This window comes from Rathayibacter sp. AY1C5 (assembly GCF_002931705.1).
Lineage (GTDB): Bacteria > Actinomycetota > Actinomycetes > Actinomycetales > Microbacteriaceae > Rathayibacter.
In genome coordinates this window covers 151907-178736 of sequence record NZ_PSWD01000006.1, presented here as the reverse complement: position 1 = coordinate 178736, position 26830 = coordinate 151907, and the positions used below count along the sequence as shown (strand labels likewise).

Sequence of the window (26830 nt, the reverse complement as noted above, 5' to 3'; positions counted from 1 at the left end):
GCCGATGGTACTGCAGGGGGGACCCTGTGGGAGAGTAGGACACCGCCGGACACCATTCACGATGGCCACCCAGAAATGGGTGGCCATCGCTGTTTAACCGGTCGGTCTCTGTTCGAGGACGAACAGGGCCGGCCGGAGCGACGATGACCGTCGTCGCCCGACTCCGGAACGAGGAGCAGCGATGACTCAGCACGACCCGACGCCCTCTCCGGAATCGAGGCCGCTCCAGAACGGCTTCGACGTCGTGGAGGAACACGTCCTGTCAGACGAGCTCCTCCGGATCGAGCAGACTGCGCTCGACAAGAGGGCAGCCGGATACGTCCAGCTGCAGGAGCAGCTGCGCATCCGACTCGAGAACGCCGACCGCGACCGATGACCGAAGACTCGCGACTCGACTCGGCTCTCGCCGAACGGGGCATCGCCCGGTCCCGCACCCATGCCGCTCGGATGATCGCCGACGGTCTGGTGACGGTGGACGGCGTCCCTGCACTGAAGCCCTCGATCCGCGTCCGCGACGATCAGGACGTCGCGGTCGCCGGCCTCGACCACTACGTCAGCCGGGCCGCCCACAAGCTGCTCGCCGCCCTCGACACCTTCGCGACGGTGCGAGTCGCCGGCCGGAACGCTCTCGACGTCGGGGCGTCGACGGGCGGGTTCTCGCAGGTCCTGCTCGAGCGCGGCGCCGCCTCGGTGATCGCCCTCGACGTCGGGCACGCGCAGCTCGCTCCCCGGATCCGGTCCGACGATCGCGTCCACGTGGTGGAGGGGTTCAATGCGCGGGATCTCACGGCCGCCCGGCTCGCCGAAGCCGCCAGGACCGAGATCGTCCCGGACCTGGTCGTGTCCGACGTGTCCTTCATCTCCCTGCGGATGGTTCTGCCTCCCGTCGCCGCCTCCGTGGATCCGCTCGCCGACTTCGTGGTGCTGGTGAAGCCGCAGTTCGAGGTCGGCCGCTTGGGAGTGCGGGAGGGGATCGTCCGGGATCCGGAGCTGCGTCGCGAGGCCCTCTCGGACGTCCTGTGGTCGGCGTGGGACCTGGGGCTCGGCGTCGTCGGGCTGGCCGAGTCGCCACTCCCGGGGGGCGCTGGGAATCGCGAGTATCTGGCGCACCTCCACCGCGACCGCGGAACGATTCCGACAGAATGGAGGGACGCGGTCACCGCGCTCACCACCGGATGACGCGATCGTGTCCGCCGCTGTCGACCGACCAGAAGGACACACCCTCGATGCAGTCCCCTCGTGACGAGCGCAACATCCTCGTCGTCGCCCATACCGGACGGACGGACTCCCTCGATGCGGCGGTCCTCGTCGTCGAGCGCCTCCGGAACTCCGGCGCCCACCCCGTCCTCTGCGCCGACGACAAGGGCGACATCGTCGCGGTCGCTCCGGATCTGAGCGACGTCGCCGTGCTCGGGTCCGACGTCCCGCTCGAGTCCATCGAGCTCGTGTTCGTGCTCGGCGGGGACGGGACCATCCTCCGCGCAGCGGAGATCGTCCGGTCCGGGACGGCCCCTCTGCTCGGCGTGAACCTCGGCCACGTCGGGTTCCTCGCGGAGAGCGAGCGGGACGATCTCGACGACGCCGTCGCCCGTGCGCTCGACGGCGACTACGCGGTCGAGGAGCGGATGACCCTGCAGGTGCGCGTCAAGATCGACGAGGCCGTCGTCTACGAGACCTGGGCGCTCAACGAGGCGACCGTCGAGAAGGGCAGCCGCGAGCGGATGCTCGAGGTCATGGTGGGCGTCGACGGACGTCCGCTGTCGAGCTTCGGCTGCGACGGCATCGTCGTGTCCACTCCGACCGGTTCCACCGCTTACGCCTTCTCCGGGGGCGGCCCCGTCGTGTGGCCGACCGTCGAGGCGATGCTCCTCGTTCCGCTCAGTGCCCATGCCCTCTTCGCGCGGCCCCTCGTCGTGGGCCCGTCGTCGAGCCTCGCCGTCGAGGTCAAGGAGAGGACCGACGGCGTCGGCGTCCTCTGGGCCGACGGCCGGCGCGCCTACGAGCTGCCGCCGGGAGCGCGCGTCGTCTACCGGCGCTCGCCCGTGCCCGTGCGCTTCGCGCGCCTGCACGACGCCCCCTTCACCGATCGACTCGTGCAGAAGTTCGGTCTCCCCATCCGCGGATGGCGGGGGTCGGCGGAGACGGAGTAAGGCCCGATGCTCGAAGAGCTGCAGATCCGCGACCTCGGAGTGATCGCCGAGGCGACGCTCCCGCTCGGACCGGGCTTCACCGCGGTCACCGGCGAGACCGGCGCCGGCAAGACGATGGTGGTCACGGCGCTCGGCCTCGTGCTGGGCGCGCGCTCGGACGCGTCCGCGGTGCGCTCGGGAGCGAAGCAGGCCTGGGTGTCGGGGCGCTGGCTGGTCCCCGAGGAGGGCCCGGTCGCCGAGCGCGTCCACGACGCCGGCGGCGATCTCGACGGCCCGGAGCTGCTCCTCGCGCGCTCGGTCTCGGCGGAGGGACGCGGGCGAGCCGTCGTCGGCGGCCGGAGCGCACCGGTCAGCGTGCTGAGCGAGCTCGCCGATCAGCTGGTCGTCGTGCACGGGCAGTCGGACCAGATCCGCCTCCGCTCCGCCGCGGCGCAGCGTGAGGCGCTCGACCGGTTCGGCGGACCCGGTCTCGCCGACGCCCTCCGCGACTACGCGAGCGCCTTCGAGCGCTGGCGGGTCAACCGGGAGGAGCTCGATTCGCTCACCGAGGCCCGGGAGACGCGCGCCCGCGAAGCCGAACGGCTCCGCTCCGCCCTCGCCGAGATCGAGGTGGTCGCCCCCCAGCGCGGGGAGGACGTCGAGCTCGCGGCGCAGTCCGCCCGGCTCGGGAGCATCGAGCAGCTCCGGCTCGCCGCCGGCGAGGCCCGCGAGGCGATCTCGTCCGAGGAGCTGGACGGGCGGGACGCGCTCGGGCTCCTCGAGACGGCGCGGCGCGTGCTGGAGCGGGCGGCCGAGCACGACGCCGCCCTGCAGCCGACGGTCCAGACGCTCGGCGAGGCGGCGGTGCTCCTCGTCGACGCCGCCGGCGGGCTCTCCTCCTACCTGGCGGAGCTCGACCTCGACGGCGCGCACGACCTGGAGCTGATCGAGAACCGGCGGGCGGAGCTGTCCCTGCTCGCCCGCACCTACGGACCGACCCTGGACGACGTGCTCGACCTGGAGGACTCCTCCGGACTCCGCCTGCTCGAGCTCGACGGCGACGACGAGAGGATCGCGGCTCTCGAGGCCGACACCGCGGCCGACGCGGACCTCGTCGACCGCCTCGCGACCCGGCTGACCGAGCTGCGGACCGCGGCGGCCGCCGAGCTGGGGGAGCGGGTCAGCGACGAGCTCACCGCGCTGGCCATGGCGGATGCGCGCCTGCACGTGAAGGTGACGGCCGCGGGGGAGCCGAGCGTCCACGGGCGCGACTCCGTCGAGATGCTGCTCCAGCCGCACACCGGGGCCGCACCCCGGCCCCTCGCCCGCGGAGCCTCGGGAGGCGAGCTCTCGCGGGTGATGCTCGCGATCGAGGTCGTGGTCGCCGCCAACGACCCCGTGCCGACGTTCGTCTTCGACGAGGTCGACGCAGGGGTCGGCGGAGCGGCGGCGATCGAGATCGGCCGACGGCTCGCGCGGCTCGCCGAGACGTCGCAGGTCATCGTGGTGACCCACCTCGCGCAGGTCGCCGCATTCGCCACGAACCACCTCCGCGTCGAGAAGGGCTCGGACGGCGCGGTGACCTCGAGCGCCGTGACGCAGCTCGACTCCGAGGAGCGGGTGTCCGAGATGGCGCGCCTGCTCTCGGGGCTCACCGACTCCGCCAACGCTCTCGCTCATGCGCGGGAGCTCCTCGAATCGAGTCGGCGGGGCTGATCGCGAGCGGCCCGGGACGACATCGATCCGTCCCGGGCGGTCCGCCGCCGCCGTTCTGCTGTTACGGTGGAACCCCGTGGTGGACTTTACGAACGCGGGCCTTTCCTCTTCTTCTCCCTCGGATCCCGAGGGCTCCTCCGGGTCCTCGACCCGGAGCGCTTCGACGGCCGGGCAGGACGCCCCCTCGAAGATCACGAAGCACATCTTCGTCACCGGCGGTGTCGTCTCCTCGCTCGGCAAGGGACTCACGGCCGCGAGCCTGGGCAACCTGCTGACCGCGCGCGGGCTGCGCGTCGTCATGCAGAAGCTCGACCCGTACCTCAACGTGGACCCGGGGACGATGAACCCGTTCCAGCACGGCGAGGTCTTCGTGACCGACGACGGCGCCGAGACCGATCTCGACATCGGCCACTACGAGCGCTTCCTCGACATCAACCTGAACCAGGCCGCGAACGTCACAACCGGCCAGATCTACTCGCGGGTCATCGCGCGGGAGCGCGCCGGCGAGTACCTCGGTGACACGGTCCAGGTCATCCCGCACATCACGGACGAGATCAAGCGGCGCATGCGCCTCCAGTCGGAGGACGACCCGCAGCCGGACGTCATCATCACCGAGATCGGCGGCACCGTCGGCGACATCGAGAGCCAGCCGTTCATCGAGTCGGCCCGCCAGGTCCGCCACGAGCTCGGCCGCCGCAACGTCTTCTTCGTGCACGTCTCGCTGGTGCCCTTCATGGGCGCCTCCGGCGAGCAGAAGACCAAGCCCACCCAGCACTCCGTCGCGGCGCTGCGCTCGATCGGCATCCAGCCGGACGCGCTGGTGCTGCGGAGCGACCGGCCCGTGTCGGAGTCGAACAAGCGCAAGATCGCGCTGATGTGCGACGTCGACGAGCAGGCCGTGGTCAACGCCAAGGACGTCGCGTCGATCTACGAGATCCCGCAGATGCTCAACGAGCAGGGCCTCGACGCCTACATCATCGACCAGCTGGGCCTCCCGGCCGGCGAGGTCGTCTGGGACGGCTGGTCGCGACTGCTCGAGGCCGTGCACGAGCCCAAGCACGAGGTCACCATCGGCCTGGTCGGGAAGTACATCGACCTGCCCGACGCCTACCTCTCGGTGACGGAGGCTCTGCGAGCCGGCGGCTTCGCGCAGCAGACGAAGGTCGCCATCCGCTGGATCGCCTCCGACGGGCTCGAGGACCCCGAGGCTGCGGCCAAGGCGCTCTCCGAGCTCGACGGCATCTGCGTGCCCGGCGGCTTCGGCATCCGCGGCATCGAGGGCAAGCTCGGCGCGCTGCGCTTCGCGCGGGAGAACGGGATACCGACCCTCGGGCTCTGCCTCGGCCTGCAGTGCATGGTCATCGAGTACGCCCGCAACGAGGCCGGCCTCGAGGGGGCCTCGTCGTCGGAGTTCGACCCGGAGACGGAGTTCCCCGTCATCGCGACGATGGCCGAGCAGGTCGAGATCCTCGCGTCCGGGGACATGGGCGGCACGATGCGCCTCGGCCTCTACACGGCCGAGCTCGCCGAGGGCTCGATCGTCGCCGAGGTGTACGGCGCACCTGAGGCTGCCGAGCGCCACCGTCACCGCTACGAGGTCAACAACCGCTACCGCGACCGGATCGCCGAGGCGGGGCTCTGGTTCTCGGGCCTCTCGCCCGACGGCCACCTCGTGGAGTACGTCGAGCTGCCCCGCGAGAAGCACCCCTACTACGTGGGCACGCAGGCGCACCCGGAGCTCCGCTCGCGCCCGAACGCCGCGCACCCGCTCTTCCGCGGCCTCGTGACCGCCGCCCTCGAGCGCCAGGAGGCCTCGCGCCTCTTCCCGGCATCGGAGGCGGGCGCCGATGAGTGAGCCGCTGTCGGACGAGCTCGTCGAGCCGGAGGTCCTGACCAGTGAGCGCGTCTTCGACGGGATGGTCTGGGGCGTCCGCGCCGAGACGTTCCGCTACGGCGGCGGCGAGCTGCGCCGGGAGTTCCTCGATCACACGGGAGCCGTCGCCGTGCTGGCCCTCGACGACGAGGACCGCGTCGCCCTGATCAAGCAGTACCGGCACCCTGTCCGCACCCGCGAGTGGGAGATCCCGGCCGGCCTGCTCGACGTCGAGGGCGAGGATCCCCTGGTCGCCGCTCAGCGGGAGCTGGGCGAGGAGACGGACCTGCAGGCCGAGCGCTGGGACCTGCTCTCGGAGTTCGCCACCTCGCCGGGTGGCAGCGACGAGGTCATCCGGATCTACCTGGCCCGCGGGCTCTCGTCCACCGGCTCCGCCTTCGACCGCGAGGCGGAGGAGGCGGACATGGAGCTGCGGTGGGTGCCGCTGGACGAGGCGGTCGAGGCGGTCCTCGCCCGCCGGGTGCAGAACCCCTCGCTGACGATCGCGGTGCTCGCGGCGCACGCGTTCCGCTCGCGCGACTGGGACGGGCTGGGCGACGCGTCCTCGCCGTGGACGCGCCACCCGCGGGTCCGCCACCCCCGGGGGTGAGCCCCCGCGCCTGCGCCGAGGCGTACCTCCGGCAGGCGAGCGTGGAGCGCGGGCTCTCGGCGCACACGCTCGCGGCCTACCGGCGCGACCTGGAGCTCTACCTCGGCTGGCTCGAGGAGCGCGGGACCGTCGATCTGGCGCAGCTCGGACGGGTCGACGTGGGGGAGTTCTCCTCCTGGCTGGCCGCACGCCCGGAGCGGCCGCTCGCGGCGAGCTCGCGCGCACGGATCCTCTCGAGCGTCCGAGGGCTGCACCGTTTCGCCCTCGAGGAGGGGGTCGTCTCGGACGACGTTGCCCGGGACGTGGTGCCGCCGAAGATCCCGATGACCCTGCCGAAGGCGGTCACGGTCGAGCAGATGGCGGCACTGCTCGACGCGGCGCGCGGCGAGGAGCTCGCGGACCTGCGGGACCGGGCCCTGCTGGAGCTGCTCTACGCGACGGGCGCGCGCATCTCGGAGGCGGTGGACCTGAACGTCGACGACGTAGTCGCCGCGGAGGTGGTGCGGCTGACGGGCAAGGGGTCCAAGCAGCGGATGGTGCCGCTCGGCCGCTTCGCCCGCGAGGCGGTCGACGAGTACCTCGTGCGTGCGCGGCCCGAGCTCTCGCGGAGGGGGCGCGCGACGCCGGCGCTCTTCCTGGGGGTCCGCGGGAGCCGCCTGTCGCGGCAGAGCGCCTGGCTGGTCATCCGCGCCGTCGCCGAGAAGGCCGGGCTGGACCGGGAGATCTCGCCGCACACCTTCCGGCACTCCTTCGCGACCCACCTGCTCGCGGGCGGCGCCGACGTCCGCGTGGTGCAGGAGCTCCTCGGGCACGCCTCGGTGGCGACGACGCAGATCTACACACTGGTGACGGCGGACACGCTCCGGGACGTCTACACGTCCGCGCACCCGCGAGCGCGGCGCTAGAGCCGCGGCCCCGCGCGGCGGGGCGCGGCGGCCGAGGAGCGGGGCGCCGGTACACTCGTCGGAGGCCGCGCGGGAGCGCACGCCGCCACGGAAGCGAGGACGACGCAGGTGACACGCAAGACGGACGACAAGGCCGAGCTCACCGGTCTCGAAGCCCCGACGCTCGGCCCGACCGGCCGCCCCCTGCGCGACTTCCCGCTGCCGGTGGAGCTCGCCGGTCACGGCCCCGCCCGGATCATCTCGCTCTGCAACCAGAAGGGCGGCGTCGGCAAGACGACGACGACCATCAACCTGGGCGCGACCCTCGCCGAGTACGGCCGCCGCGTGCTGGCCATCGACTTCGACCCGCAGGGCGCCCTCTCGGCCGGCCTCGGGGTCACCACCTACGACGCCATCACGATCTACGACCTGCTCCTCGGCACCGTGAAGGACCCGGCCGAGGCGATCCGGAGGACCCGCGTGCCGGGCCTGGACGTCATCCCGGCCAACATCGACCTCTCCGCCGCCGAGGTCCACCTCGTCAACGAGGTCGCGCGCGAGCAGATCCTCGCCCGGGTGCTCCGCAAGGTGAGCGCGGACTACGACGTCATCCTGATCGACTGCCAGCCCTCGCTGGGCCTGCTCACGGTCAACGCGCTCACCGCGAGCCACGGCGTGCTCATCCCGCTCGAGTGCGAGTTCTTCGCGCTGCGCGGCGTCGCCCTGCTGATCGAGACGATCGACAAGGTCCGCGACCGGCTCAACCCGGTGATCGAGCTCGACGGCATCCTGCCCACGATGTACGACTCCCGCACCCTGCACTCGCGTGAGGTGCTCGACCGGGTGGTCGACGCCTTCGGCGACAGCGTGCTCGAGACGGTGATCGGCCGCACGGTGAAGTTCCCGGACGCCAGCGTGTCCGGCGTCCCGATCACCCAGTTCGCGCCCGAGCACAACGCCGCGAAGGCGTACCGCAAGCTCGCCAGGGAGCTGATCTCGCGTGGCGCGGTCGCCTGAGGTCCTCCTCGAGGAGCGCGCCGCTCCCACCGGGTTCCACCTCGCGCTGACCAACTTCGAGGGTCCGTTCGACCTCCTGCTGAGCCTCATCGCGAAGCAGCAGGTCGACATCACCGAGATCGCGCTGAGCGCCGTGACGGACGAGTTCCTCTCGTACCTGCACGGGATCGACTCGCTCGAGGGGCTGGACCGCGCGTCGGAGTTCCTCGTCGTCGCCGCGACGCTCCTCGACCTGAAGATCGCCGGACTCCTGCCCCAGGGCGAGCTCGTGGACGCGGAGGACGCGGCGCTGCTGGAGGCGCGAGACCTGCTGTTCGCCCGGCTCCTGCAGTACCGGGCCTTCAAGCAGGTGTCGTCGTGGTTCGCCGAGCGGATCGCGATCGAGACCGCCCGCCACGTGCGCGACGTGCCTCTGGAGGAGGAGTACCGGTCCGCGAAGCCGGAGCTCGTCTGGACCCTGTCGCCCGCCGACTTCGCCGCCCTCGCGACCGTCGCCCTCGCTCCGCGCGACCTGCCGACGGTGGGCCTGGACCACCTTCACGCCCCGCAGATCAGCATCCGGGAGCAGGCCGCCCACGTCGTGGCGATGCTGCGCGCCCGCGGGAGGGCCACCTTCGGCGAGCTGATTGCAGACGCCGACGAGAAAGGCGTGATCGTCGCGCGCTTCCTGGCCGTGCTCGAGCTCTACCGGCACGCCGCGATCTCGTTCGACCAGCCGGAGCCGCTCGGCGAGCTCACGCTGCGCTGGGTCGCCGAGCAGTGGAGCGATGCGAGCCTCGCCGCGCTCGGAGCCGACTATGACTCCTGACGCCGGCCCCGGGACCGTCGCGTTCGAGATCGACCGGGCGATCGAGGCGATCCTGATGGTCGCGGACGAGCCGCAGCCGCTCGCCTCCCTCGCGACCGCGCTGTCGAGGCCGATCGCCGTGGTCCGCCAGTCGATCGAGCGCCTGGTCGCCGACTACGACGGCGCCGACGGGGCGATCCGCCGGGGCTTCGAGCTGCGCGAGGTCGGTGCCGGCTGGCGGATCTACGTGCGCCGCGAGTACGACCCGGTGGTCAAGGACTTCGTCCTGACGCAGAACCCGACGCGGCTCTCGCAGGCGGCGCTCGAGACGCTCGCCGTGATCGCCTACAAGCAGCCGGTCTCGCGCGGTCAGGTCGCGCAGATCCGCGCGGTCAACGTCGACTCCGTCGCGCGCACCCTCCTCGGCCGCGGCCTCATCGCGGAGGTCGGCCACGACCCCGAGACGGGCGCGGTCCTCTACGGCACCACCGAGCAGCTGCTCGTGCACCTCGGCCTCACCTCGCTCGACGAGCTGCCGAAGATCTCCCCCCTACTGAGCGACGGAAGAGACGGATTCGATGAGCGCGCCTGACAGCGGCCCCGACGGCGAACGACTGCAGAAGGTCCTCGCGGCAGCGGGGGTCGCCTCCCGACGAGTGGTCGAGGAGATGATCGTGGCGCGGCGGATCCGCGTCAACGGCGAGGTGGCGGACGAGCTCGGCCGCCGCATCGACCCGGCGACCGACCGGATCGAGGTGGACGGGGTCGCGGTGCAGCTGGACACCTCGCGCCGCTACGTGATGCTCAACAAGCCGATCGGCGTCGTCAGCTCGCTGGCGGACGAGAACGGACGCACCGACCTCAGCCTCTACACGAAGAACTTCGAGGAGCGGCTGTTCAACGTCGGGCGCCTCGACGCCGAGACCTCAGGACTGCTGGTGCTGACCAACGACGGCGAGCTCGCCCACGTCCTCGCGCACCCGTCGTTCGGAGTGACGAAGACCTACATCGCGAAGGTGCACGGGCAGGTCCTCCCGCAGACGATCGCGACGCTGACCTCCGGGATCGAGCTCGACGACGGACCGGTGGCCGCCGACAAGGCGCGTCTCCTCGGCCGGCCGGAGGGCCGCTCGAACGCCTCGCTCGTCGAGATCACCCTGCACTCCGGTCGCAATCGGGTCGTCCGCCGGATGATGGCGGCGGTCGGCCACCCGGTGATCGAGCTCGTCCGGCGCCAGTTCGGGCCGCTGCACCTGGGCACCCTGCGCTCGGGCGATCTGCGCGACCTGACCCGGGAGGAGCTGGGCGCGCTGCTCACGATCGCGCGGCAGGGCGGCGAGGCGGTGGCGGCCGCTCCCGCGGTCCCCTCGAAGAAGGCGAGCGCGGGTGCGCGGCGGCCCCGGCCTGACAGCGGCGAGCGCGTCGCCCCGGCGGAGCGCGGCTCGGCCGGGCGATCCTCGGATCGCGGCGGATCGTCCGGACGGTCGTCCGATCGCGGCGGCTCCTCCGCCGGCGGCGGGCGGAGCGACGGTCCTCCGCGCCGGTCCGGCGCCGACAAGCAGCGCCGCGCCGATCGCTAGGCTGTCGGGGTGAACGAGCTCCTGCACCCCGCGCCGCCCGCGATGCGGACGACCGGGACGGTGCGGGTGGTCGGCTCCGGACTGCTCGGCGCCTCCATCGGCCTCGGCCTCGCCTCCCGCGGGATCGACGTCGTCCTCGACGACGCCTCGCCCGCGAGCCTCTCCCTCGCCATCGACTACGGGGCCGGCCGCGCCGCCTCCGCCGACGACCGGCCCTCCGTCGTCGTCGTCTGCGTCCCCCCTGACGTCACCGCGAGCGTCGTCGAGCGCGAGCTCGCGGCGCACCCCGGAGCCGTCGTCACCGACGTGGCGAGCGTCAAGACCCAGCCGCTGCGCGAGCTGCGCTCCCGCGGCGTCGACCTCGCCCGCTACATCGGCTCGCACCCGATGGCCGGCCGCGAGCGCGGCGGACCGGTCGCCGCGCGGGGAGACCTCTTCGTCGGCAGACCCTGGGTGATCTGCCGCGACGGCGAGACCTCGCCCGACGCGCTCGCAAGGGTGGAGGGCCTCGCTCTCGACCTCGGCGGCACCATCGTCGAGATGGACCCGGAGGAGCACGACCTCTCGGTCGGCCTCGTCTCGCACGCCCCGCAGGTGATCTCGTCACTGCTCGGCCAGCGCCTCCTCGACGCCCCGAACGCGGCGCTCCGCCTCGCCGGGCAGGGCGTCCGCGACGTCTCGCGCCTGGCGGCCTCGGCCCCCGAGCTCTGGATGCAGATCCTGGCCGCGAACCGCGAGCACGTCGTCGCGGTGCTCGACGCCTTCCGCGACGACGTCGCCGCGGTGGCCGACGCGCTTCGCGACCTCGAGGCGCCCGGCTCGCGCCGCGTGCTCGCCGAGCACCTCGCCGCGGGCAACGCCGGAGTGGCGCGCCTGCCCGGCAAGCACGGCCAGGACCAGCGCTTCTCGACCCTGATCGTCCTCGTCGACGACTCTCCCGGAACCCTCGCGCGGCTCCTGGTGGAGATCGGCGAGGCGGGCGTCAACCTCGAGGACGTGCGCCTCGAGCACGCGCAGGGGCGTCGAGTGGGTCTCGCCGAGATCTCGGTCGTGCCCGAGGCGGTCGCGCCGCTGACCGAAGAACTGACCATACGCGGCTGGAGGATCGCCGGATGAGCACCGAGCAGAACAGGCAGGAGGGCGGCCTGAACAGGATGACGCCCGCCCGCCGGGCACAGCAGAGCATCCCGGAGGACGGGGGCGCGGCTCCCGAGCGCGAGGCGCGCTCCGAGGCCGCCGAGCAGGGCGACTTCGGCGAGTCCGTCGTGGTCGCCATCGACGGCCCGGCCGGCAGCGGCAAGTCCAGCGTGTCGAGGGCTGCCGCCCGCCGCCTCGACTTCGAGTTCCTCGACACGGGAGCGGCCTACCGCGCGCTCGCCTGGCACGGGCTCGACCGCGGCCTCGACTTCGAGGACCAGGACGCGATCGTCGACGCGCTCGACGGCTTCGACTACTCCATCGGCACCGACCCCGAGTCGTACTCGGTGTGGGTCGGTCCGACCGAGGTGACCACCGCCATCCGCGAGCCCCGGGTGACCGCGCGCGTCTCGGCCGTGGCGAAGGTCCCCGAGGTCCGTCGGAGGATCACACTGCTGTTCCGGAGGATCATCGGCGAGACGCGTCGGGAGGGCATCGTCGTCGAGGGCCGCGACATCACGACGGTCGTCGCACCGACCGCTCCGGTCCGGATCCTGCTGACGGCGAGCGAAGAGGCTAGAATGGCCAGGCGTTCGCGCGAGGTCACCACGGAATCCGCCGAGGCGACGGGTCAGGCGCTGCGGTCGAGGGACCGCGCCGACTCGCAGGTGGTCGACTTCATGAACGCCGCAGAAGGAGTCACTCTTCTCGACTCCACTCATCTCGACTTCGAGCAGACCGTCGACGCGGTCGTCGCCGAGGTCCGAACTTCGAGAGCAAGGGCCGGTCATGGCACAGGACACGCACGTCGGTGACGACGAGCTGAACTTCGGAGACGACGACCTCGTCGAGCGCCTCGGCGACCTCGACGAGCAGCTCGCCTCCTCACGCGCGCAGGCGCTCCGCAGCGGACTCGAGGACTACGACCTCGACGAGGAGGACCTCGACCTCCTCGAGTTCGCCGGGGAGGACTCGGACGAGGTCCGCTACCTCCCCGCCCTCCCGGTCGTGGCGATCGTGGGCCGCCCCAACGTCGGCAAGTCCGCGCTGGTGAACCGCATCCTCGGCCGCCGCGAGGCCGTCGTCGAGGACACCCCGGGCGTCACGCGCGACCGCGTGTCCTACAAGGCGGAGTGGATCGACAGGGCGTTCACCATCGTCGACACCGGCGGCTGGGAGCCCGACGCCCGCGGCATCGACGCCTCCGTCGCCATGCAGGCCGAGATCGCCATCGACCTCGCCGACGCCGTCATCTTCGTCGTCGACGCGAACGTCGGCGCGACCGCGACCGACGAGCACGTCGTGAAGCTGCTGCGCAAGACGAAGAAGCCGGTCTTCCTCGCCGCCAACAAGGTGGACGACGCCCGCCAGGAGCCGAACGCCGCCTCGCTGTGGTCGCTCGGCCTGGGCGAGCCCCGCCCCGTCTCGGCCGTCCACGGCCGCGGCGTCGCCGACCTGCTCGACGCGGTGCTCGAGAAGCTGCCTCTGGAGTCGGCCGTCGCCAAGCGCGAGGTCGGCGGACCGCGCCGCGTCGCGATCCTCGGCCGCCCGAACGTCGGCAAGTCCAGCCTGCTCAACAAGGCCGCGGGGGAGGAGCGGGTCGTCGTCAACGAGCTCGCCGGCACCACGCGCGACCCGGTCGACGAGCAGGTCGAGATCGCCGGCAAGGTCTGGCGCTTCGTCGACACCGCGGGCATCCGCCGCCGCGTGCACCTCCAGCAGGGCGCCGACTTCTACGCGTCGCTGCGCACCTCGACGGCGCTCGAGAAGGCCGAGGTCGCCGTCGTCGTCCTCGACGTCTCGCAGCCGATCTCGGAGCAGGACGTCCGCATCATCGACCTGGTGCTGGAGTCGGGCCGGGCGCTCGTGCTCGCCTTCAACAAGTGGGACCTCCTCGACGACGAGCGCCGCCGCTACCTCGAGCGCGAGATCGAGACCGACCTCGCCCACGTGGCGTGGGCGCCCCGCGTCAACATCTCGGCCCGCACCGGCCGCCACCTCGAGAAGCTCGTGCCGGCGCTCGAGCTCGCCCTCGAGTCGTGGGACACGCGCATCCCGACGGGCAAGTTCAACGCGTTCCTCGCCGAGCTCACCGCGGCGCACCCGCACCCCCTCCGCGGAGGCAAGCAGCCCCGCGTGCTCTTCGGCACGCAGGCCTCGTCGCGCCCGCCGACATTCGTCCTCTTCACGACCGGGTTCCTCGACCCGGGCTACCGCCGCTACATCGCGCGCCGCCTGCGCGAGATCTACGGCTTCCAGGGGTCGCCGGTGAACGTCAACATGCGCGTCCGCGAGAAGCGCGCGCGCTGAGCGCAGCCGCACCGTGTCCGGCCCGTGGGAGCTCCTCCCGCGGGCCGTCCGCGTCTCCGGGAGGAACGGTCGTCGAGTCGCGGGGACGGATGCCGCTCCGGTGCGTCTCGGTCGAGCAGATCGCACTCGTCTCGAGCGGGAGTGACGGGCGGCGCGGCGCTGCCGGAGGCCCAGCGGCGTCCCTCGAACCGGGCGGTCGTCTCTCCGAGCGGGCGTCGGCAGGGCCGGGAGGCCGGTCAGTCGCCGGTGGCGAAGGGCCACCACGGCGGCAGGAGCCGTCGGTAGGCGGCGAGGTAGCTGCCGGGATCGCGGGGCGCGGGCAGACGGAGCCACTGCTCCATCAGGCCGACGGAGCCCGCCGCGAGGAACGAGGCCGTCGCGTCCTCGAGGAAGCCGAGCGGTGCGTCCGCGGCCGGGACGTCGAGGATCCCCGTGTCGAGCGTCGCGGAGACCGCGGTGCGGAAGTGCCCTGCCAGCATCGCGCGGAGGCCCGAGTCCCCGCCGGGGGCGTCGAAGGCGCGGAGGTAGAGGTCGCGGTGGCCGTCCAGGTGGCCGAGGACGCGGGAGGTGCCCTCGCGGATGCTCGCGTCGGTCGCGGCACCGCTCCGGAGCTGCTGGAGGTAGCCCTCCCGGATCGCGTCGAGCTCGTCCTGCAGGGCGGCGCAGAGCAGCTCCGCGGCGGACGAGGCGTGGGCGTAGAAGGTGGAGCGGTTCACGCCGGCGAGATCGGTGATCTCGGAGACGGTGAGGGTGGCGACGTCGCGGCCGGTCGCGAGTTCGACGATCGCCCGGTGCAGGGCCACCTGTGATCGCTTCTGCCGCGCATCCACTGCTGACGCCTCCCGAGCTGCCGACGGCGCGTCGACCCGTGCCGACGCGTTCCGCGCAGCGAGTCTACGGGGCCCGCTCGTTTTCACTTCCGGCGTCGGCATCCGCTAAGGTAGTCGAGTTGCCCGGGCCTCGGCCCGGTCTGCCACGGGCTGTGGCGCAGCTTGGTAGCGCACTTGACTGGGGGTCAAGGGGTCGCAGGTTCAAATCCTGTCAGCCCGACGGAAAGCCCTGATGAGACCACTGGTCGTCGTCAGGGCTTCCGTCGTTTCCGGGCCTCGTCGTGATGCTGCGGGCCGCTCACCGGAGCGCTGCGGCGACCTCGGCGAAGGCCTCGCGACGTCGGGCGGAGCGCGCCTCCCGCTCGGCGGGATCCCGTGCCCAGAGCGCCTGTCGCGACGGGTGGAAGGTGCGGATCACCGTGAGGCCGCGCTCGCGCTCGATCGCCGGGTGCCGCCTGAGGAGGCGCCGCCAGCCGTGATCGGCGTCGCCGCCCTGCAGGAGGACCACCTCGACGTCGGGGGCGAGCGCGAGCAGATGCAGGACGGTCTCGACGCCGGCGTCGAGCTGCTCGGCGTTCGGCGCCTGGTTGATGTACCAGGGGTAGGCGTTCCACGGCAGCAGGTCGACGGGGGCGAGCCCCACCTCGTCCATCAGCCCGGCCATGAGCTCGGCCGTCGGGTCGTCGTTCTCGGTGCAGAGGAAGCCGCTTCCGATGCCGTCCTGAGTGGCGGGGCCGGGATCGCGGAGGACGCTGAGGACGCGCGCCTCCACTCCGCCGTGCAGGGGCGCGACGTAGGGCAGCCAGCCGCGTCCGTAGGGGTTCCGCAGCTCGTCGACCCAGCGGTTCACGGGAGCCACGTGCGGTGCGTAGCGCTGCTCCCACTGGGCGCGGCGGAAGGAGAGGTCGGCCATGGAGCGGGGCATGTCCGCACTCTAGAGGGTGACCGGGGCGGCGCGGCACCCTTCCTGGTCGTCGGCCGTGCCGGCGGCGTCCGGACTGAGAGGCCGGAGCGGCATGCACGGCGTCTCCCCGACCGCCCGCAAGGGCGGCGGCAGGCCGGCTCCCTAGCGTCGGAGGACGTGACCCACTCCGCTCCGCTCGCCCGCTGGTGGCGCGAACCCTGGTGGGCGCGGCTCACCCTCCTCGCGATCCTGTGCGGTTCGACGGCCCTCACCGGCTGGAATCTCGCCCGGGGCGGAGACGCCGTCTTCTACGAGGCGGCGGCACGGTCGATGTCGGAGTCGTGGCACGCGCTGGCGTTCGGAGCCTTCGATCCCGCCGCCACGGTGACGCTGGACAAGCTGGCGGGGTTCGCGGTGCCGCAGGCGCTGAGCATCCGGCTGTTCGGCATGTCGACGTCGTCGATCGCGCTGCCGCAGCTGATCGAGGGGCTGATCACGGTCGCGGCGTGCTCGGTCGTCGGGCTCCGGTGGGGCGGCCGGGGGCTCGGGCTGGTCGCGGCGGCAGCGGCGGCGAGCACGCCGATCCTCGTGTCGATGTTCGGGCACCCGATGGAGGACGGGCTGCTCACGGCGGCACTCGCCGTGGCGCTGGTGTGGTGGCAGCGCGCGGTGCTGACGGAGCGGTGGTGGCCGCTGGTGATGACCGGGCTGTCCATCGGGATCGGCTTCCAGGCGAAGATGATGCAGGCCTGGTTCGTCCTGCCGGCGCTCGTGGTGGCGACTCTCGTCGGGGTGCGCGGGTGGCGCCGAGCGCTCGCCTGTGCGGGCGGGCTCCTGGCCGTCGCGGTGGGCGCCTCGGTGGCGTGGATGGTCGCGATGCAGGCGGTGCCGGCAGGGGACCGGCCCTACATCGACGGGTCGACGGGGAACGACGTCTTCGCGATGGTGTTCGGGTTCAACGGGCTCGACCGGCTGATCCCGGGAGCGGTGCCCGGCGCCGTCGTCGCTTCCGCCCACGTGGCGACGATGGGCGGAGCAGCGGGGTCTTCGCCGGCCAAGCTGCTGCTGGCGCAGTACGCGACGCAGGTCGGCTGGCTGTATCCCGCGGCGCTCGCCGGGCTGGTGCTCGGCGCCGTGCGCTGGTGGCCGCGGCGGGGGAGGCGGGGAGGTGCCCGCGGTGCCTTCGCCCTCCTGGTCTGCCTCGCGGTGTGGCTGGTGACAGCGGCGGGCGTGCTCTCGGTGGCGACGGTGCCGCACATGGCGTACGTCGCGGCGATCGGCGTGCAGCTGGCGCTCCTCGCCGCGCTGGGCTGGGCGGAGGGGGTGCGGCTGCTCGCGTCGCCCCGGGTCGGCGCGCGGCTGGTGCTGCCGCTCCTCCTGGTCGGGCAGACGGCGTGGAGCGCGGCGCTCGCCGTGGGCGGGCAGCTGCCGTCGGTGCTGGGCCTGCCGCTCGCGGCGCTCGCCGGAGCAGGGCTCGTCGTGGTCGCGGTGGCGGCCCGGTGGAGTAGGGGCGGTGCGGCGGCGAGCAGAGGCGCGGCCCGGCATCGTTCGATCGCGCTCGCAGCGGCCGTCGTGATCCTGGCAGGGCCGATCGCGTTCAGCCTCCAGGTGCTCGACGCGTCCCTCGACGGGTCGGGCGGGGACGCGCTCGTCGGCCTGCGCTTCCCGCAGAGGGCCGAGACCTCGGCTCCGTTCGCGGTCTCGTCGCCGGACGCGGTCGGCGGGCACGACTCGATGACCGCCGACGAGACCGCACTGGTCGCCGCTGCTCGTGCCGCCGGCGGCGGGGTGGACGGAGCGCCCCTGTTCCTCACCGACTCCTGGGCGATCTCGGCGCCGATCATCACGGCGACCGGCGCGAGCGTGCTCACCGACGGCGGCTACTCCGGCCAGGCGCGGGTGTTCACCGAGCAGGACGTCGCCGGGATGATCGCGGCAGGACGCACGCCTCTGCTGGTTCTGAAGAACTCGGCGCCACCGACCGAGTCGGTGCGGAAGGCCGTGGTGGCGGACGGATGCACACAGCTGCAGGAGTGGGGGCCGGCGGCGACGGAGTCGGGAGAGCACGCCTCCGCGGTCACCGGGTTCTCGTTGTGGCGGTGCGTGGCGATGCCGCACGGCTCGGCGGGCGGGGTGTCGGGTGCCGGCCAGTGACGCCGTAGGGCAGTTCTCGCCTGGACGAGATCGGCTCCCGCCGGAACGATCGCCCTCGTCCTTGCGCTCGACGGGTCAGGCCAGGCCGAGGAGGTCGAGCGTCCAGCCGTGAGCGAGGACGTTCTCCTGGTGGGACTCCTCGGGCGTCAGTCCGCTGAGGTGACCGCCCGAGGTCGCACGGAGGACGACGTGCGCGGGATCGTCGCGCTCAGCCACTGCCCGGTAGGCGCTTGCGAATTCCGCGATCGCCGACGCGTCGACTCGGGCATCGCGGAGACCGGCTCGAATCCACGCGCGCGGAAGCGGTCGGCTCCGCCCCACCATTGTGGCGATCGTCGCGAGTGGAGAGAGCCCGCTCGCGAGGATCCAGTCAGGGTCACCGAACTCCTCACGGTCGGACGCCGCCGCGGCTGCGGAGCGATCATCGAGCGCGCCGACGGGATCGAGGAAGGGATGCACGAGGTGGAGGCCACGGAGTTCTGCGGGGCGACGGAGGCAGACCGTCGCAGCGACCAGCGCGCCCGCGCTCGCCGCGGTGAGAAGGAGCCGGTGCGAGTCGATCCCTGGAAGCTCACGAAGCAACGCCAGGCAGGCGAGGAGGTCCTCGATCGGGCGCTCGCGGCCGAGGCCGGTCGCCTGCCGATGCCACTCCGGGCCGTTCTCTCCGCCCCCGCGGACATGGCAGTAGGCGATCGCGGCTCCGCGCGCGAGGAGGTCGTCCGTGAAGGGATCGAACGGCCCCTCGAGGCTGATGCCGTAGGCGCCGTAGACGTGGACGACGACGGGAGAGCTGTCGGCGCCGTCAGGAGTCATCAGGGTGAGCGGGACGAGGGTGCCGTCCCGGCTCGGCGCAGTGAGTGACGTGACCTTCATCCGTTCTGTGACCTCGGTGGCGAGTGCCTTACCCGGTACAGGGGTGACGCAGTGGGCGCGGTGAGCAGGGGAGGAGACGAGCATGATCGGGTGGCGGGTGATCGGATCGACGGCGGGAACAAGGGTCCCGGCCGCCGGCGCGAGCCAGAGCGCGTCTGCCCCGCCGCCGGGCAGCCACACCACTCTCCTGCCGGACGACCGACCGAGTACGAAGAGCTCACCCTGGGCCTCCTGCAGGTGCTCCGCCTGAAGGGCCTTCGGAACGGGAACCTCGAGAGGACGCGTCGAGCCGGTCATCCGGACGACTCCGTGCCGTCGATACAGGACCGCGAGGCCGCCCCTGCAGGCGGAGACATCCGCGTTCTCCGTGCCGAGGTCGAGGCGACGGCACGTCGGGGGACTGCTCTCCTCTCCGGTCAGCACCCAGTACCGGGAGTCGCGCGCCCCTCTCGATGCGAGTACGGCGATCGCCCCGGCGACGCTGCGCAGATCGAGCCTCCGAGCCTGATCGGGCTCTTCGAGCAGCACGTGGGGAGTCGTCAGGCTGCGATGCCACCAGACCGCCTGCCAGGGCCGACCCGCGTCGTTCCGCCTTATCCAGAGGAATCCGTCCGAGAACGATCGGATGCGCGGAGAGACGGGGCGCTCGTCCTGAACGATCTCGACGGCTCCGCTCCTGGTCGCGACGGCAAACGCGGATGCGGTGATGCTCATCACCGTCCTGATCGCTCACAAGTGCGAAAGCGGCGGCGCCCGGCGAGAGCACCAGAGACTCCTGCGGTGCGATGACGAGGGTGTGCTGCACGGGGCGCCCGTCGGGATCCCGGAGGAGCACCTGCCGGGGGCCTGTCGGCTCCGCGGCTGCGCTCGACGGCTGCAGAGCTGCGAGATGTCGCAGCCGTCCGGCGATCGCAGAAACCCGAGGCGGCAGTGCGTCGCGACCCGTGATCACGTCAGACACCCTGCTCACGCAACCTCGGTCCAGGGGGACGGCGAAGCCGAGCCTGCGCGGGAATCAGGAGGATCAGCGAGAGCACGATCCACGAGCCGATGAGGCCGAGAACGACGCTCGGGACCGGCCAGATCACTACCCCTTCGCCCAGTGCTGCGCGACTGACGAGCCAGCAGACCGCGCCGGTGGCGGCGACGGGTGCGGCAGCTGCTGTGGAAGCGGCGAGGGACATCGCGAGGCTCTCGGAGACGACGAGCCCGATGATCTGTCGGCGCTGCAGGCCCGCTGCCTGGAGCAGGGCGATCTCGCGCTCGCGGTTCTGCGCAGAGAGAGCGACGACAGTGGCGCTGGTGGCGAGCATCGACACGGCTACGACTGCGACGATCGTCAGAACATCGGTGAGATCGGCGCGGGTCCCGGGCCGGACCGCCGTCGTCATGGCGACGACGGACTCCACCGCGCACAGGAGCACGGCGATCGCCCCCAGCCCTGCCGTGAGCGGCGCGATCGTGGCGGTGCTGACCTGCACCCGGGCTGCTGCCGCGCGGATTCCGAGAGCCGCGACGACGAGACCCGATCGGGCGGAGAGCGCGTGCAGAGCCCGGAAGACGAGCGCGATCACCTCCGGGCAGAGGAGGTAGACGGCCACGAGGACGCTGCCTCCTACGTCGACGGCCAGGTTGAACATCGGCGCCGGTCCGGTCGCTCCGAGTTCTCGAGCAGAGGCGGATGCCGTGACAAGGCCGGAGGCGATGAGGAGGAGGGCGATGCCGCAGCCGATCCGCACCGCGCGCATCGCCGTACCCGGTCGACCGCTCCCGACTTCACGCAGCGCGGCGCTCGGCGGCGTGCGGGCGGCGCGGCGCGCGGGCAGGACTCCGCCCGCCAGAGCGGTGAGCGTGCCGAGCGCCAGCGTGACCACCGGAGCCCAGGGCGCGAGCGAGAAGCTCGGAAGATCGACCTCGGACGAGACGGCACCGTTGAATGCGGGAACCGCCCAGAACGCCAGCAGTGTCGAGAGGAGCGCTCCGATGCCGGCGCCGAGGAGACTCGCGATGCCGAGCACGAGGAGAGTGACGACGAACACCTGGGCTCGGGAGGCGCCCAGCAGGAGCCAGAGCGCGTGCGTGCGTCCTGTGGCCAGAACGCTCGCTCGGCCGACGATCGTCAGGGCGACCCAGCCGACGAGCGCCACGACAGTGTAGATCGTGATCGAGAGGATCCGGAACTCCCCGAGCGCGACGCCGGCCTCCGTGACAGCGGCGGTGAATGCGGGGTCGCCGGTCCAGGCGAACTGCTGAACGCACAACCCGATCAGCGTCGCCATCAGGGCGACCACAGCGATCGCGGGAGACCATCGGCGCCACTCGTCGGCGAACAGGCGTACGACGTAACGGGACACGAGTCAGGCCCCGGCCTCTTCGAGGATGCTCAGCAGCTCATGGCTGGTGCAGCGTCCGGTCGTCCGCACGGTCCGACCATCGTGCATCACCACGACCGTGTCCGCGAGGGCTGCGGCGTCGAGATCGTGCGTGACCATCACGATCATCTGGCCCTCGTCCGCCATCGTCCTCAGAGTCGACAGGACGACCCGCGAGCTCTGCGAGTCGAGGGCGCCGGTCGGCTCGTCGGCGAAGACGATGCCGGGCCGCCGTGCAAGGGCGCGGCAGAGAGCGGTCCTCTGCTGCTCACCTCCCGAGAGCGTTCGCGCCGGCGCACGGCGCCGGTCGCGCAGGCCGAACGATTCCACGAGTCCACCGATCAGGTCGTGCGGCACGGGTGATCGGTCGAGCCTGAAGGGGAGCGCGATGTTCTCCTCGACATCGAGGAAGGGCACGAGGTTGTACTGCTGGAACACGAACCCGATCTGGGCGCGGAGCATGCGAGCGCGATCGGCCGCTGACAGCCTGTTCACGTCCCGGCCGTTGACCTCGACGACGCCGGACGTCGGCCGGTCCAGTCCGCTGAGGCACATCAGGAGAGAGGACTTGCCGGAGCCGGAGCGGCCGACGACAGCGGTGAGCCCGCCCCCTTCCAGATCGATGTCGCAGCCCCGCAGGACGGTCGTCCGCTGCCGGCCTACGGTGATGACCTGCTCGACGGCTCGAGCCTGGAGGGTGGGGATCATGAGCGTTTCTCCTCGACGAAGGTGGGGACGTCTTACTCGTGAGACGCCCGCGATCCACGTCATGCTGGATCGCGGGCGCCCGGTAGCGACTATCAGCAGTTGCCCCACGTGATCGAGCTGGGCCAGCCCGGGCACGGCGAGATGACGCTGAAGGTGCTGACGCGCGCGGCGTCGTGCGCGTCGGCCTCACCTTCGAGGGTCTGGAAATCGAGGATCCGGTTCATGTGATCACCTCCTCTCCTCGTCTCGGGCCGACTCGGTCAGAGTCCGAACGGCAGGGCGGAGCGTCCGGTCTCGAGCTCGTCGAGCGCTGCGAGCACTCCGAGCGAGCCGGTCAGGTAGTCCGACGAGAGTCGGAGGTTCTGGTTGCCGCGGAAGAAGACGCCGGTGTCGTCGAGCACGGCGTGCAGGCGCAGCGACCGGACGTGCGAGCGGAGGACCTCCTCGAGTTCCGCGCTCGGGCGGTGCAGTACGCGGCGGCGGAGGTAGACGAGGAATCCGGACAGACCGTGGGCGAGTGAGGCCTGCGCGCACTGCTGGTAGGACGCGGCGGCGTCGATGGACGCGAGGGGATCGGCGAAGAGCTCCTCGCCCGTGACCCGCCGCAGCTCCAGGATCGCCAGGCCGGGCCCGGTCGAGCCGATCCCCAGGTAAGGAAGAGTCCTCCATCCCTCATCGAACTCGAGAGTGTTGTTCCGGGTGATCGCACAGCGCGCCAGATCGGCGTCGACGGCTCGTATCGCGAGCGTGATGTACAAGTCGTCGCCAGTGGCTTCGTGGAGTCGGGCGAACAGGATCGCGGCCGCAGACCATCCGTGCCGGAGGCCGACGGAGGCTCCTCGGACGTCCTCATCGAGCAGCGTGGTGAGATGGTGGGCCGCCTCCGACGGGTCCCCTCCGTCTGCGAGCTCGGCGAGCCCTGCACCGGCCCACCCCGACCACAGCGTCGGACCTGAAGGGGCGGCCGAGGGCCTGCGGTCGAGGACCTCGAGTGTGCGCGCGAGTCCTGCCTGGCGAGCCGCGTAGCGAATTCCCTCGCGTCCGCAGAGACCACGCGACCGCACCTGGGCCACGTGAGCGGCGAGCCAGTGATCGGCGGCCTCGAGGTCGACATCTCCGGATCGTCCTAAGACAGCGACGACTCCAGCCGCGCCGTAGGGGAATCCGGCACGGTGGTCCGCGCTGTCGCGGGCGAGGACAGGGATGTCTCCGGGAACGACCGGCGAGTCGTCCGTCCACTGAAGCACCGATGCGACACCGCGGGCGATCTGGCCGCGCAGCTGGTCGTCCGAGAGGGCGGCGAGTCGACCGACGTCTTCGTCGATCGACCTCTGACCGGAGGCGGGGAGTACGTCGAGGGTGGAGGTCCTGATCGACCGCAGCACGGCGGGCGGAACCGCGAGATCGTCTGCGGCTGCTCGGAGGAGCTGCTCGATCTTCGCGACGTTGCCCTGGTCGGCGATCGTCGCTTGGGGGAAGAGGAGATCGAGTTCGAGGATGCCGAGCGACCACTCGTCCGCTTCCGTCCCCTTCAGGCCTTCCAGGGGCTCGTAGCCGGGCGCTCCCTGGCGACAACGTCACTCCGGATCCATTCGATGCGCGAACTCGAAGTCGAGGAAGCACGGGTGCGTGCCGTTCCGCATGATGACGTTCTTCGGGTGGATGTCGCCGAGCAGCCATCCTGCGCGGTGCACGGAGGCGAGAGCAACGTCGAGGCGAGCGACGGTCGTGGTCAGCCAGGAGGTGTATGCAGGGTCACCGACGCGCCACGGTGCTGGTCGGAGCAGCGGAGTCCTCGTCATCCATTCGCGCTTCAAATCGTTCCCCTCGATGTGCTCCATGACCAGGTATCGGTGCTCCCAGGCCGTGAAGGATCCGTAGAAGACGGGTACGCAGTCCAGGGACTGCAGATCGACGAGCACCTCCTCCTCATGAGCCAGGCGAGTCACGGCGTCGACTCCGTCGGCGTCCAACCCGGCGTGCGGGCGCGCCTCCTTGAGGACCACGATCGTCCCGATCGGCACGAATTCGTCGGTCGTCGCTTCAGCGAGATAGACACCACCACCGTTCGAGAAGTGCAGCGCTGAGAGCATCGTGAAGCCGAAGGCGACCTCTTCCTCGTTCTCCGCCCCGACAGTGACGGACTCCGGTAGTGAAGCCCACGGGGGAGGTGTGAACGTCGGCCGCCGGACGTCCTCCACCTCGTTCCCGTCCGGGTCGAGCACCGTCGAGACGAAGCCGCTCTCCGTCTCGGACGGGACGAAGGCGCCGTAACGGAAGTGCACAGGCCCGGACTTCCACCGCCGGTCGGACAGTACGTACGGGCCTCTGAACCCGCGAAGACGGACGTCGAGGTCCTCCAGCGCTCGGGCGAACTCGTCGTCCGAACCGGGATACACGGTGATGAACTTCCCAGCTCCCGCTCGATCGGCGTACTTGCCGTTCTGCATCAGAAGGTGAGAGGTGGTCGAGAGATGCTTGAAAGGCAGTCGGGAGGCGAAGCAGTAGCGTGCAGCAGCGGCGAGGACCTTCTCCGCGTCATCGAGTGTCGACGAGAGGTGGAGCTTCCATCCCTGACGAGGGAGGAGGCAACCGTCCGGCATCCAGTTCCGCCACGGCCGCGACTCCCTCACCTGCCAGTCCTCCGGAGCGAAGGACGCGACGTCGAAGGCGTCGCCATCGATGTCGTCCCCCTCCTCGGCGACCGCGTAGAACGGGTTGCCCGGGCGGCAGTACCGGAGATATTCGAGGTCGAGCGGCATCGCTTCCCTTTCCTGTCCGACTTGTCTCGCGGTGCGGGATGCGGCTCCCGGCGCTGACTTCGAGGCTAGGAAGGTCCGCAGTCGACCACCTCCCGCCGAAGTCACGGATGAGGATGACCGGAGTCACGGTGAGGGCGTGACTGCGGTCACGGGTCGGCATCCCGGAGTCGGAGCTACAGTTGTCGACATGGGCTCAACTCCGGAGACGGCGGCGGAGATCTCTGCGCCGTCAGCGGCAGGACACGAGCGGGTCGCGGTCGCGCCGTCCCTGTCGAGCACCGTGGACAGGACCGTCATCGCACTTCAGGCGATCGCCCTGTGCTGCCTCGTCCTGGCAGGGATCCTGGGCGTCGTGGACTCCGCGCAGAGAGGCACGGGTGCAGCGGTCGCGGTCACATGGCTCGCGCTGGTGCCTGTGATCGCCGGGCTCTGGGCCGTCCGGCCCCGACTGATCCGAGCGGGACACGGGGTCGCCGTGACGACGGTGTCCATCGTCGCGGCGACGCCGGTCGTCGTCTTCGGCCGGCTCGATTTCACGATCCCGGTCCTCCTCCTCGTCGTGGCGTTCGCGGTGGTCGACGTCTCGCTCCGCGCAGGGGCGCACGCGATGATCTGGATCGCCTCCGTCGGACTGGCCCTCCATGTCGGGGGCGCCGTCGGCTCGGGGAGGGCGCTGCTCTCCGGAGTGCTCGACGGTCTGCTCAACGTGGTGCCCGTGGCCGTGCTGATGTGCTTCGGGATCGCCCTGGGACTCTCTCTTCGCGGCTTCGAGAGCGAGCGATCCGCCGACCAGCGTGTGATCAGGCGGTTGCATCGCGCCTCCGAGACGGAGAAGGAGCTGCTGCTGTCGGACGAGCGCGCCCGGAGCGCACGCGAGCTCCACGACGGCCTCGGGTACAAGCTGACCCTCGTCTCGATGAGTCTCGAGCTCGCTGATCGCCTGCGCTCCACCGATGCCGAGCAGGCGTGGGCCGAGGTCCGCACCGCCCGATCCACGTCGAGCGAGGCTCTCGCGGACATGCGGATGTGGGTACGAGCGCTCAGTCCCTTCCGGGACGCGGGCGCCCGCGGCCTGGCTGCGCTGGAGTTGATCGCGGAGTCCTTCCGCGGTACGGGCGTGACCGTGGATGTGGTCGGCGACGAGGCGTCGGACCGTGTGCTCACCAGCGACGATGAGACCGCGCTCGTCGTCTACCGAGGCGTGCAGGAAGGGCTGACGAACGCTCTGCGGCACGGCGCTGCCCGCAGAGTCCGCATCGATATCGAGACGGACGACGTCCGGCTCGAGCTCTCGCTGCTCAGCGACATCGGCGCGGGAAGGAGCAACGGGATCAGCGACGGCGAGCCTGTGCTGGGGTTCGGGCTGCGCGGCCTCGACGATCGCGCGACGGCTCGCGGAGGTCGGTTGACGGCGCGGCGCATCGGCGACCGGTTCCTCCTGCGCCTCTCGATCCCTCTCGGAGGCGCCGACGGGAAACGGGAGAGCCGCGCCTCGTGACGGAGACGACACCGAGGCGAGTGCTGCTGGTGGAGGACCAGCAGATGATCCGCCGTGGGCTGGTCATGCTCCTCTCGACGGTCGAGGGTGTCGTGGTCTCGGCCCAGGCCGAGAACGGACAGGCTGCTCTGCACATTCTGCGCACGACGGAGGTGGACGTCGTCGTCACCGACGCGCGGATGCCGGTCATGGGCGGCGTGGAGCTCGCCGCCGAGTGTGCGCAGCTCCATCCGCGTCTGCCCGTCCTCCTTCTGACGACCTTCGACGACGACGCGCTCGTGCAGGCGGCCCTCTCGGCCGGCGCTTCCGGATTCCTCCTGAAGGACACCTCGGTGGAGGGTCTCGTCGTGGCCCTCGACGCGGTGATCGCCGGCGGGATGGTGATCGATCCGCGCGTCGCCCGGCCGGCCGTCCAGCCGGGTCGCACCGGCGAGAGCCCGCTGACGCTGCTCACGCGGAGCGAGCGGGTGGTCGCCGAGCTGGTGGCCGAAGGGCGGAACAACAGGGAGATCGCGGCCGCCCTCGTGCTCGCCGAGGGCACCGTGAAGAACCACGTCTCGGCGCTGCTGCGCAAGCTCGGCCTCCGCGACCGCACCGCCCTCGCGCTCACGCTCTACAAAGGCTTCCGCCCCGACGGCGCCTGAAGGCGCTGGTCGGATTGCGGCCCAGGCGCGGCCGTCCTCGGG

At 71.5% G+C, this 26830-nt stretch carries 24 protein-coding genes, 1 tRNA gene and 1 pseudogene; 18 read left to right on the top strand and 8 right to left on the bottom strand.

Annotated elements, in window-relative coordinates:
• Positions 1 to 181: 181 nt before the first annotated feature.
• The 14 genes and pseudogenes from C5C57_RS07700 to der all read left to right on the top strand — a co-directional run bounded on the left by C5C57_RS07700 (position 182) and on the right by der (position 14043).
• Entirely contained in the window at positions 182 to 376 is a 195-nt protein-coding gene (locus C5C57_RS07700; RefSeq protein ID WP_104261116.1) for a hypothetical protein, read from the top strand.
• Positions 373 to 1179, top strand: a complete 807-nt coding sequence (locus tag C5C57_RS07695) for a TlyA family RNA methyltransferase (RefSeq protein ID WP_104222497.1) — start codon at positions 373 to 375, stop codon at positions 1177 to 1179. Before C5C57_RS07700 ends, C5C57_RS07695 begins: the two co-directional genes overlap by 4 nt.
• A gap of 47 nt (positions 1180 to 1226) precedes the next feature.
• On the top strand, positions 1227 to 2150 hold the full coding sequence (locus tag C5C57_RS07690; RefSeq protein WP_104297474.1) for an NAD kinase: 924 nt from the start codon (positions 1227 to 1229) through the stop codon (positions 2148 to 2150).
• 6 nt (positions 2151 to 2156) lie between these two features.
• Complete coding sequence (gene recN / locus C5C57_RS07685; RefSeq protein WP_104297473.1) at positions 2157 to 3845, top strand: DNA repair protein RecN; 1689 nt, start codon at positions 2157 to 2159, stop codon at positions 3843 to 3845.
• Positions 3846 to 4035: 190 nt separating this feature from the next.
• Positions 4036 to 5700 carry a CTP synthase gene (locus C5C57_RS07680; protein ID WP_104222604.1) on the top strand — a complete coding sequence of 555 codons (1665 nt, stop codon included), beginning with the start codon at positions 4036 to 4038 and terminating at the stop codon, positions 5698 to 5700.
• Positions 5693 to 6328 (top strand): NUDIX hydrolase, encoded by a 636-nt coding sequence (locus C5C57_RS07675; protein ID WP_104233392.1) that lies wholly within the window; start codon positions 5693 to 5695, stop codon positions 6326 to 6328. The genes C5C57_RS07680 and C5C57_RS07675 overlap by 8 nt, the downstream gene beginning before the upstream one ends.
• A complete protein-coding gene (gene xerD, locus C5C57_RS07670; protein WP_104297472.1) occupies positions 6325 to 7233 on the top strand; it encodes a site-specific tyrosine recombinase XerD in 909 nt (302 codons plus the stop codon). The genes C5C57_RS07675 and xerD overlap by 4 nt, the downstream gene beginning before the upstream one ends.
• A 108-nt stretch (positions 7234 to 7341) precedes the next feature.
• Complete coding sequence (locus tag C5C57_RS07665) at positions 7342 to 8229, top strand: ParA family protein (RefSeq protein ID WP_104297471.1); 888 nt, start codon at positions 7342 to 7344, stop codon at positions 8227 to 8229.
• Entirely contained in the window at positions 8213 to 9037 is an 825-nt protein-coding gene (locus tag C5C57_RS07660) for a ScpA family protein (protein WP_104297470.1), read from the top strand. The genes C5C57_RS07665 and C5C57_RS07660 overlap by 17 nt, the downstream gene beginning before the upstream one ends.
• Positions 9027 to 9608 carry an SMC-Scp complex subunit ScpB gene (gene scpB / locus C5C57_RS07655; RefSeq protein WP_104238575.1) on the top strand — a complete coding sequence of 194 codons (582 nt, stop codon included), beginning with the start codon at positions 9027 to 9029 and terminating at the stop codon, positions 9606 to 9608. The genes C5C57_RS07660 and scpB overlap by 11 nt, the downstream gene beginning before the upstream one ends.
• Positions 9595 to 10365 (top strand): annotated as a pseudogene (locus tag C5C57_RS07650) (pseudouridine synthase); the annotation flags it as partial. The gene scpB and the pseudogene C5C57_RS07650, both read left to right, overlap by 14 nt.
• A gap of 273 nt (positions 10366 to 10638) precedes the next feature.
• Positions 10639 to 11712, top strand: coding sequence for a prephenate dehydrogenase (locus C5C57_RS07645; protein ID WP_104297475.1), 1074 nt, complete (start codon positions 10639 to 10641; stop codon positions 11710 to 11712).
• Positions 11709 to 12548 (top strand): (d)CMP kinase, encoded by an 840-nt coding sequence (gene cmk / locus C5C57_RS07640; protein WP_258072039.1) that lies wholly within the window; start codon positions 11709 to 11711, stop codon positions 12546 to 12548. The genes C5C57_RS07645 and cmk overlap by 4 nt, the downstream gene beginning before the upstream one ends.
• Positions 12523 to 14043, top strand: a complete 1521-nt coding sequence (gene der, locus C5C57_RS07635) for a ribosome biogenesis GTPase Der (protein WP_104222506.1) — start codon at positions 12523 to 12525, stop codon at positions 14041 to 14043. The genes cmk and der overlap by 26 nt, the downstream gene beginning before the upstream one ends.
• 236 nt (positions 14044 to 14279) lie before the next feature.
• Here the strand turns inward: der and C5C57_RS07630 are convergent, their stop codons facing one another.
• Positions 14280 to 14873: a TetR/AcrR family transcriptional regulator gene (locus C5C57_RS07630; protein ID WP_181069118.1), complete on the bottom strand. Its 594-nt coding sequence runs from the start codon at positions 14871 to 14873 to the stop codon at positions 14280 to 14282.
• A 146-nt stretch (positions 14874 to 15019) separates the two neighbouring features.
• On the opposite strand from C5C57_RS07630, the gene C5C57_RS07625 reads away from it, so the two are divergent.
• A tRNA-Pro gene (locus C5C57_RS07625) sits at positions 15020 to 15093 on the top strand.
• A 78-nt stretch (positions 15094 to 15171) separates the two neighbouring features.
• Here C5C57_RS07625 and C5C57_RS18435 read toward each other — a convergent pair.
• Positions 15172 to 15798 carry a uracil-DNA glycosylase gene (locus C5C57_RS18435; RefSeq protein WP_104247179.1) on the bottom strand — a complete coding sequence of 209 codons (627 nt, stop codon included), beginning with the start codon at positions 15796 to 15798 and terminating at the stop codon, positions 15172 to 15174.
• A gap of 156 nt (positions 15799 to 15954) precedes the next feature.
• On the opposite strand from C5C57_RS18435, the gene C5C57_RS07615 reads away from it, so the two are divergent.
• Entirely contained in the window at positions 15955 to 17931 is a 1977-nt protein-coding gene (locus C5C57_RS07615; protein WP_104247178.1) for a glycosyltransferase family 39 protein, read from the top strand.
• Between the two features lie 75 nt (positions 17932 to 18006).
• On the opposite strand, the gene C5C57_RS07610 is transcribed toward C5C57_RS07615, so the two are convergent.
• The 6 genes from C5C57_RS07610 to C5C57_RS07590 form a co-directional block, all read right to left on the bottom strand.
• Complete coding sequence (locus C5C57_RS07610; RefSeq protein ID WP_104297469.1) at positions 18007 to 19518, bottom strand: prolyl oligopeptidase family serine peptidase; 1512 nt, start codon at positions 19516 to 19518, stop codon at positions 18007 to 18009.
• A gap of 239 nt (positions 19519 to 19757) precedes the next feature.
• Entirely contained in the window at positions 19758 to 21158 is a 1401-nt protein-coding gene (locus tag C5C57_RS07605; protein WP_104297468.1) for an FtsX-like permease family protein, read from the bottom strand.
• 3 nt (positions 21159 to 21161) lie between these two features.
• Complete coding sequence (locus C5C57_RS07600) at positions 21162 to 21884, bottom strand: ABC transporter ATP-binding protein (RefSeq protein WP_104225415.1); 723 nt, start codon at positions 21882 to 21884, stop codon at positions 21162 to 21164.
• A gap of 92 nt (positions 21885 to 21976) precedes the next feature.
• On the bottom strand, positions 21977 to 22108 hold the full coding sequence (locus tag C5C57_RS18430) for a hypothetical protein (RefSeq protein WP_258059251.1): 132 nt from the start codon (positions 22106 to 22108) through the stop codon (positions 21977 to 21979).
• A gap of 36 nt (positions 22109 to 22144) precedes the next feature.
• Complete coding sequence (locus C5C57_RS07595; RefSeq protein ID WP_104297467.1) at positions 22145 to 23269, bottom strand: lanthionine synthetase C family protein; 1125 nt, start codon at positions 23267 to 23269, stop codon at positions 22145 to 22147.
• Positions 23270 to 23461: 192 nt separating this feature from the next.
• Positions 23462 to 24646, bottom strand: coding sequence for a phosphotransferase (locus C5C57_RS07590; RefSeq protein ID WP_104297466.1), 1185 nt, complete (start codon positions 24644 to 24646; stop codon positions 23462 to 23464).
• 187 nt (positions 24647 to 24833) lie between these two features.
• Here C5C57_RS07590 and C5C57_RS07585 point away from each other — a divergent pair, with 187 nt between their 5' ends.
• Both C5C57_RS07585 and C5C57_RS07580 read left to right on the top strand, forming a co-directional pair.
• Positions 24834 to 26144, top strand: a complete 1311-nt coding sequence (locus C5C57_RS07585; RefSeq protein WP_146082389.1) for a sensor histidine kinase — start codon at positions 24834 to 24836, stop codon at positions 26142 to 26144.
• The gene (locus C5C57_RS07580) at positions 26141 to 26788 is read left to right on the top strand and encodes a response regulator transcription factor (RefSeq protein WP_258063688.1); all 648 of its coding nucleotides are present in this window, start codon (positions 26141 to 26143) and stop codon (positions 26786 to 26788) included. Before C5C57_RS07585 ends, C5C57_RS07580 begins: the two co-directional genes overlap by 4 nt.
• The last annotated feature ends 42 nt before the right edge of the window (positions 26789 to 26830 follow it).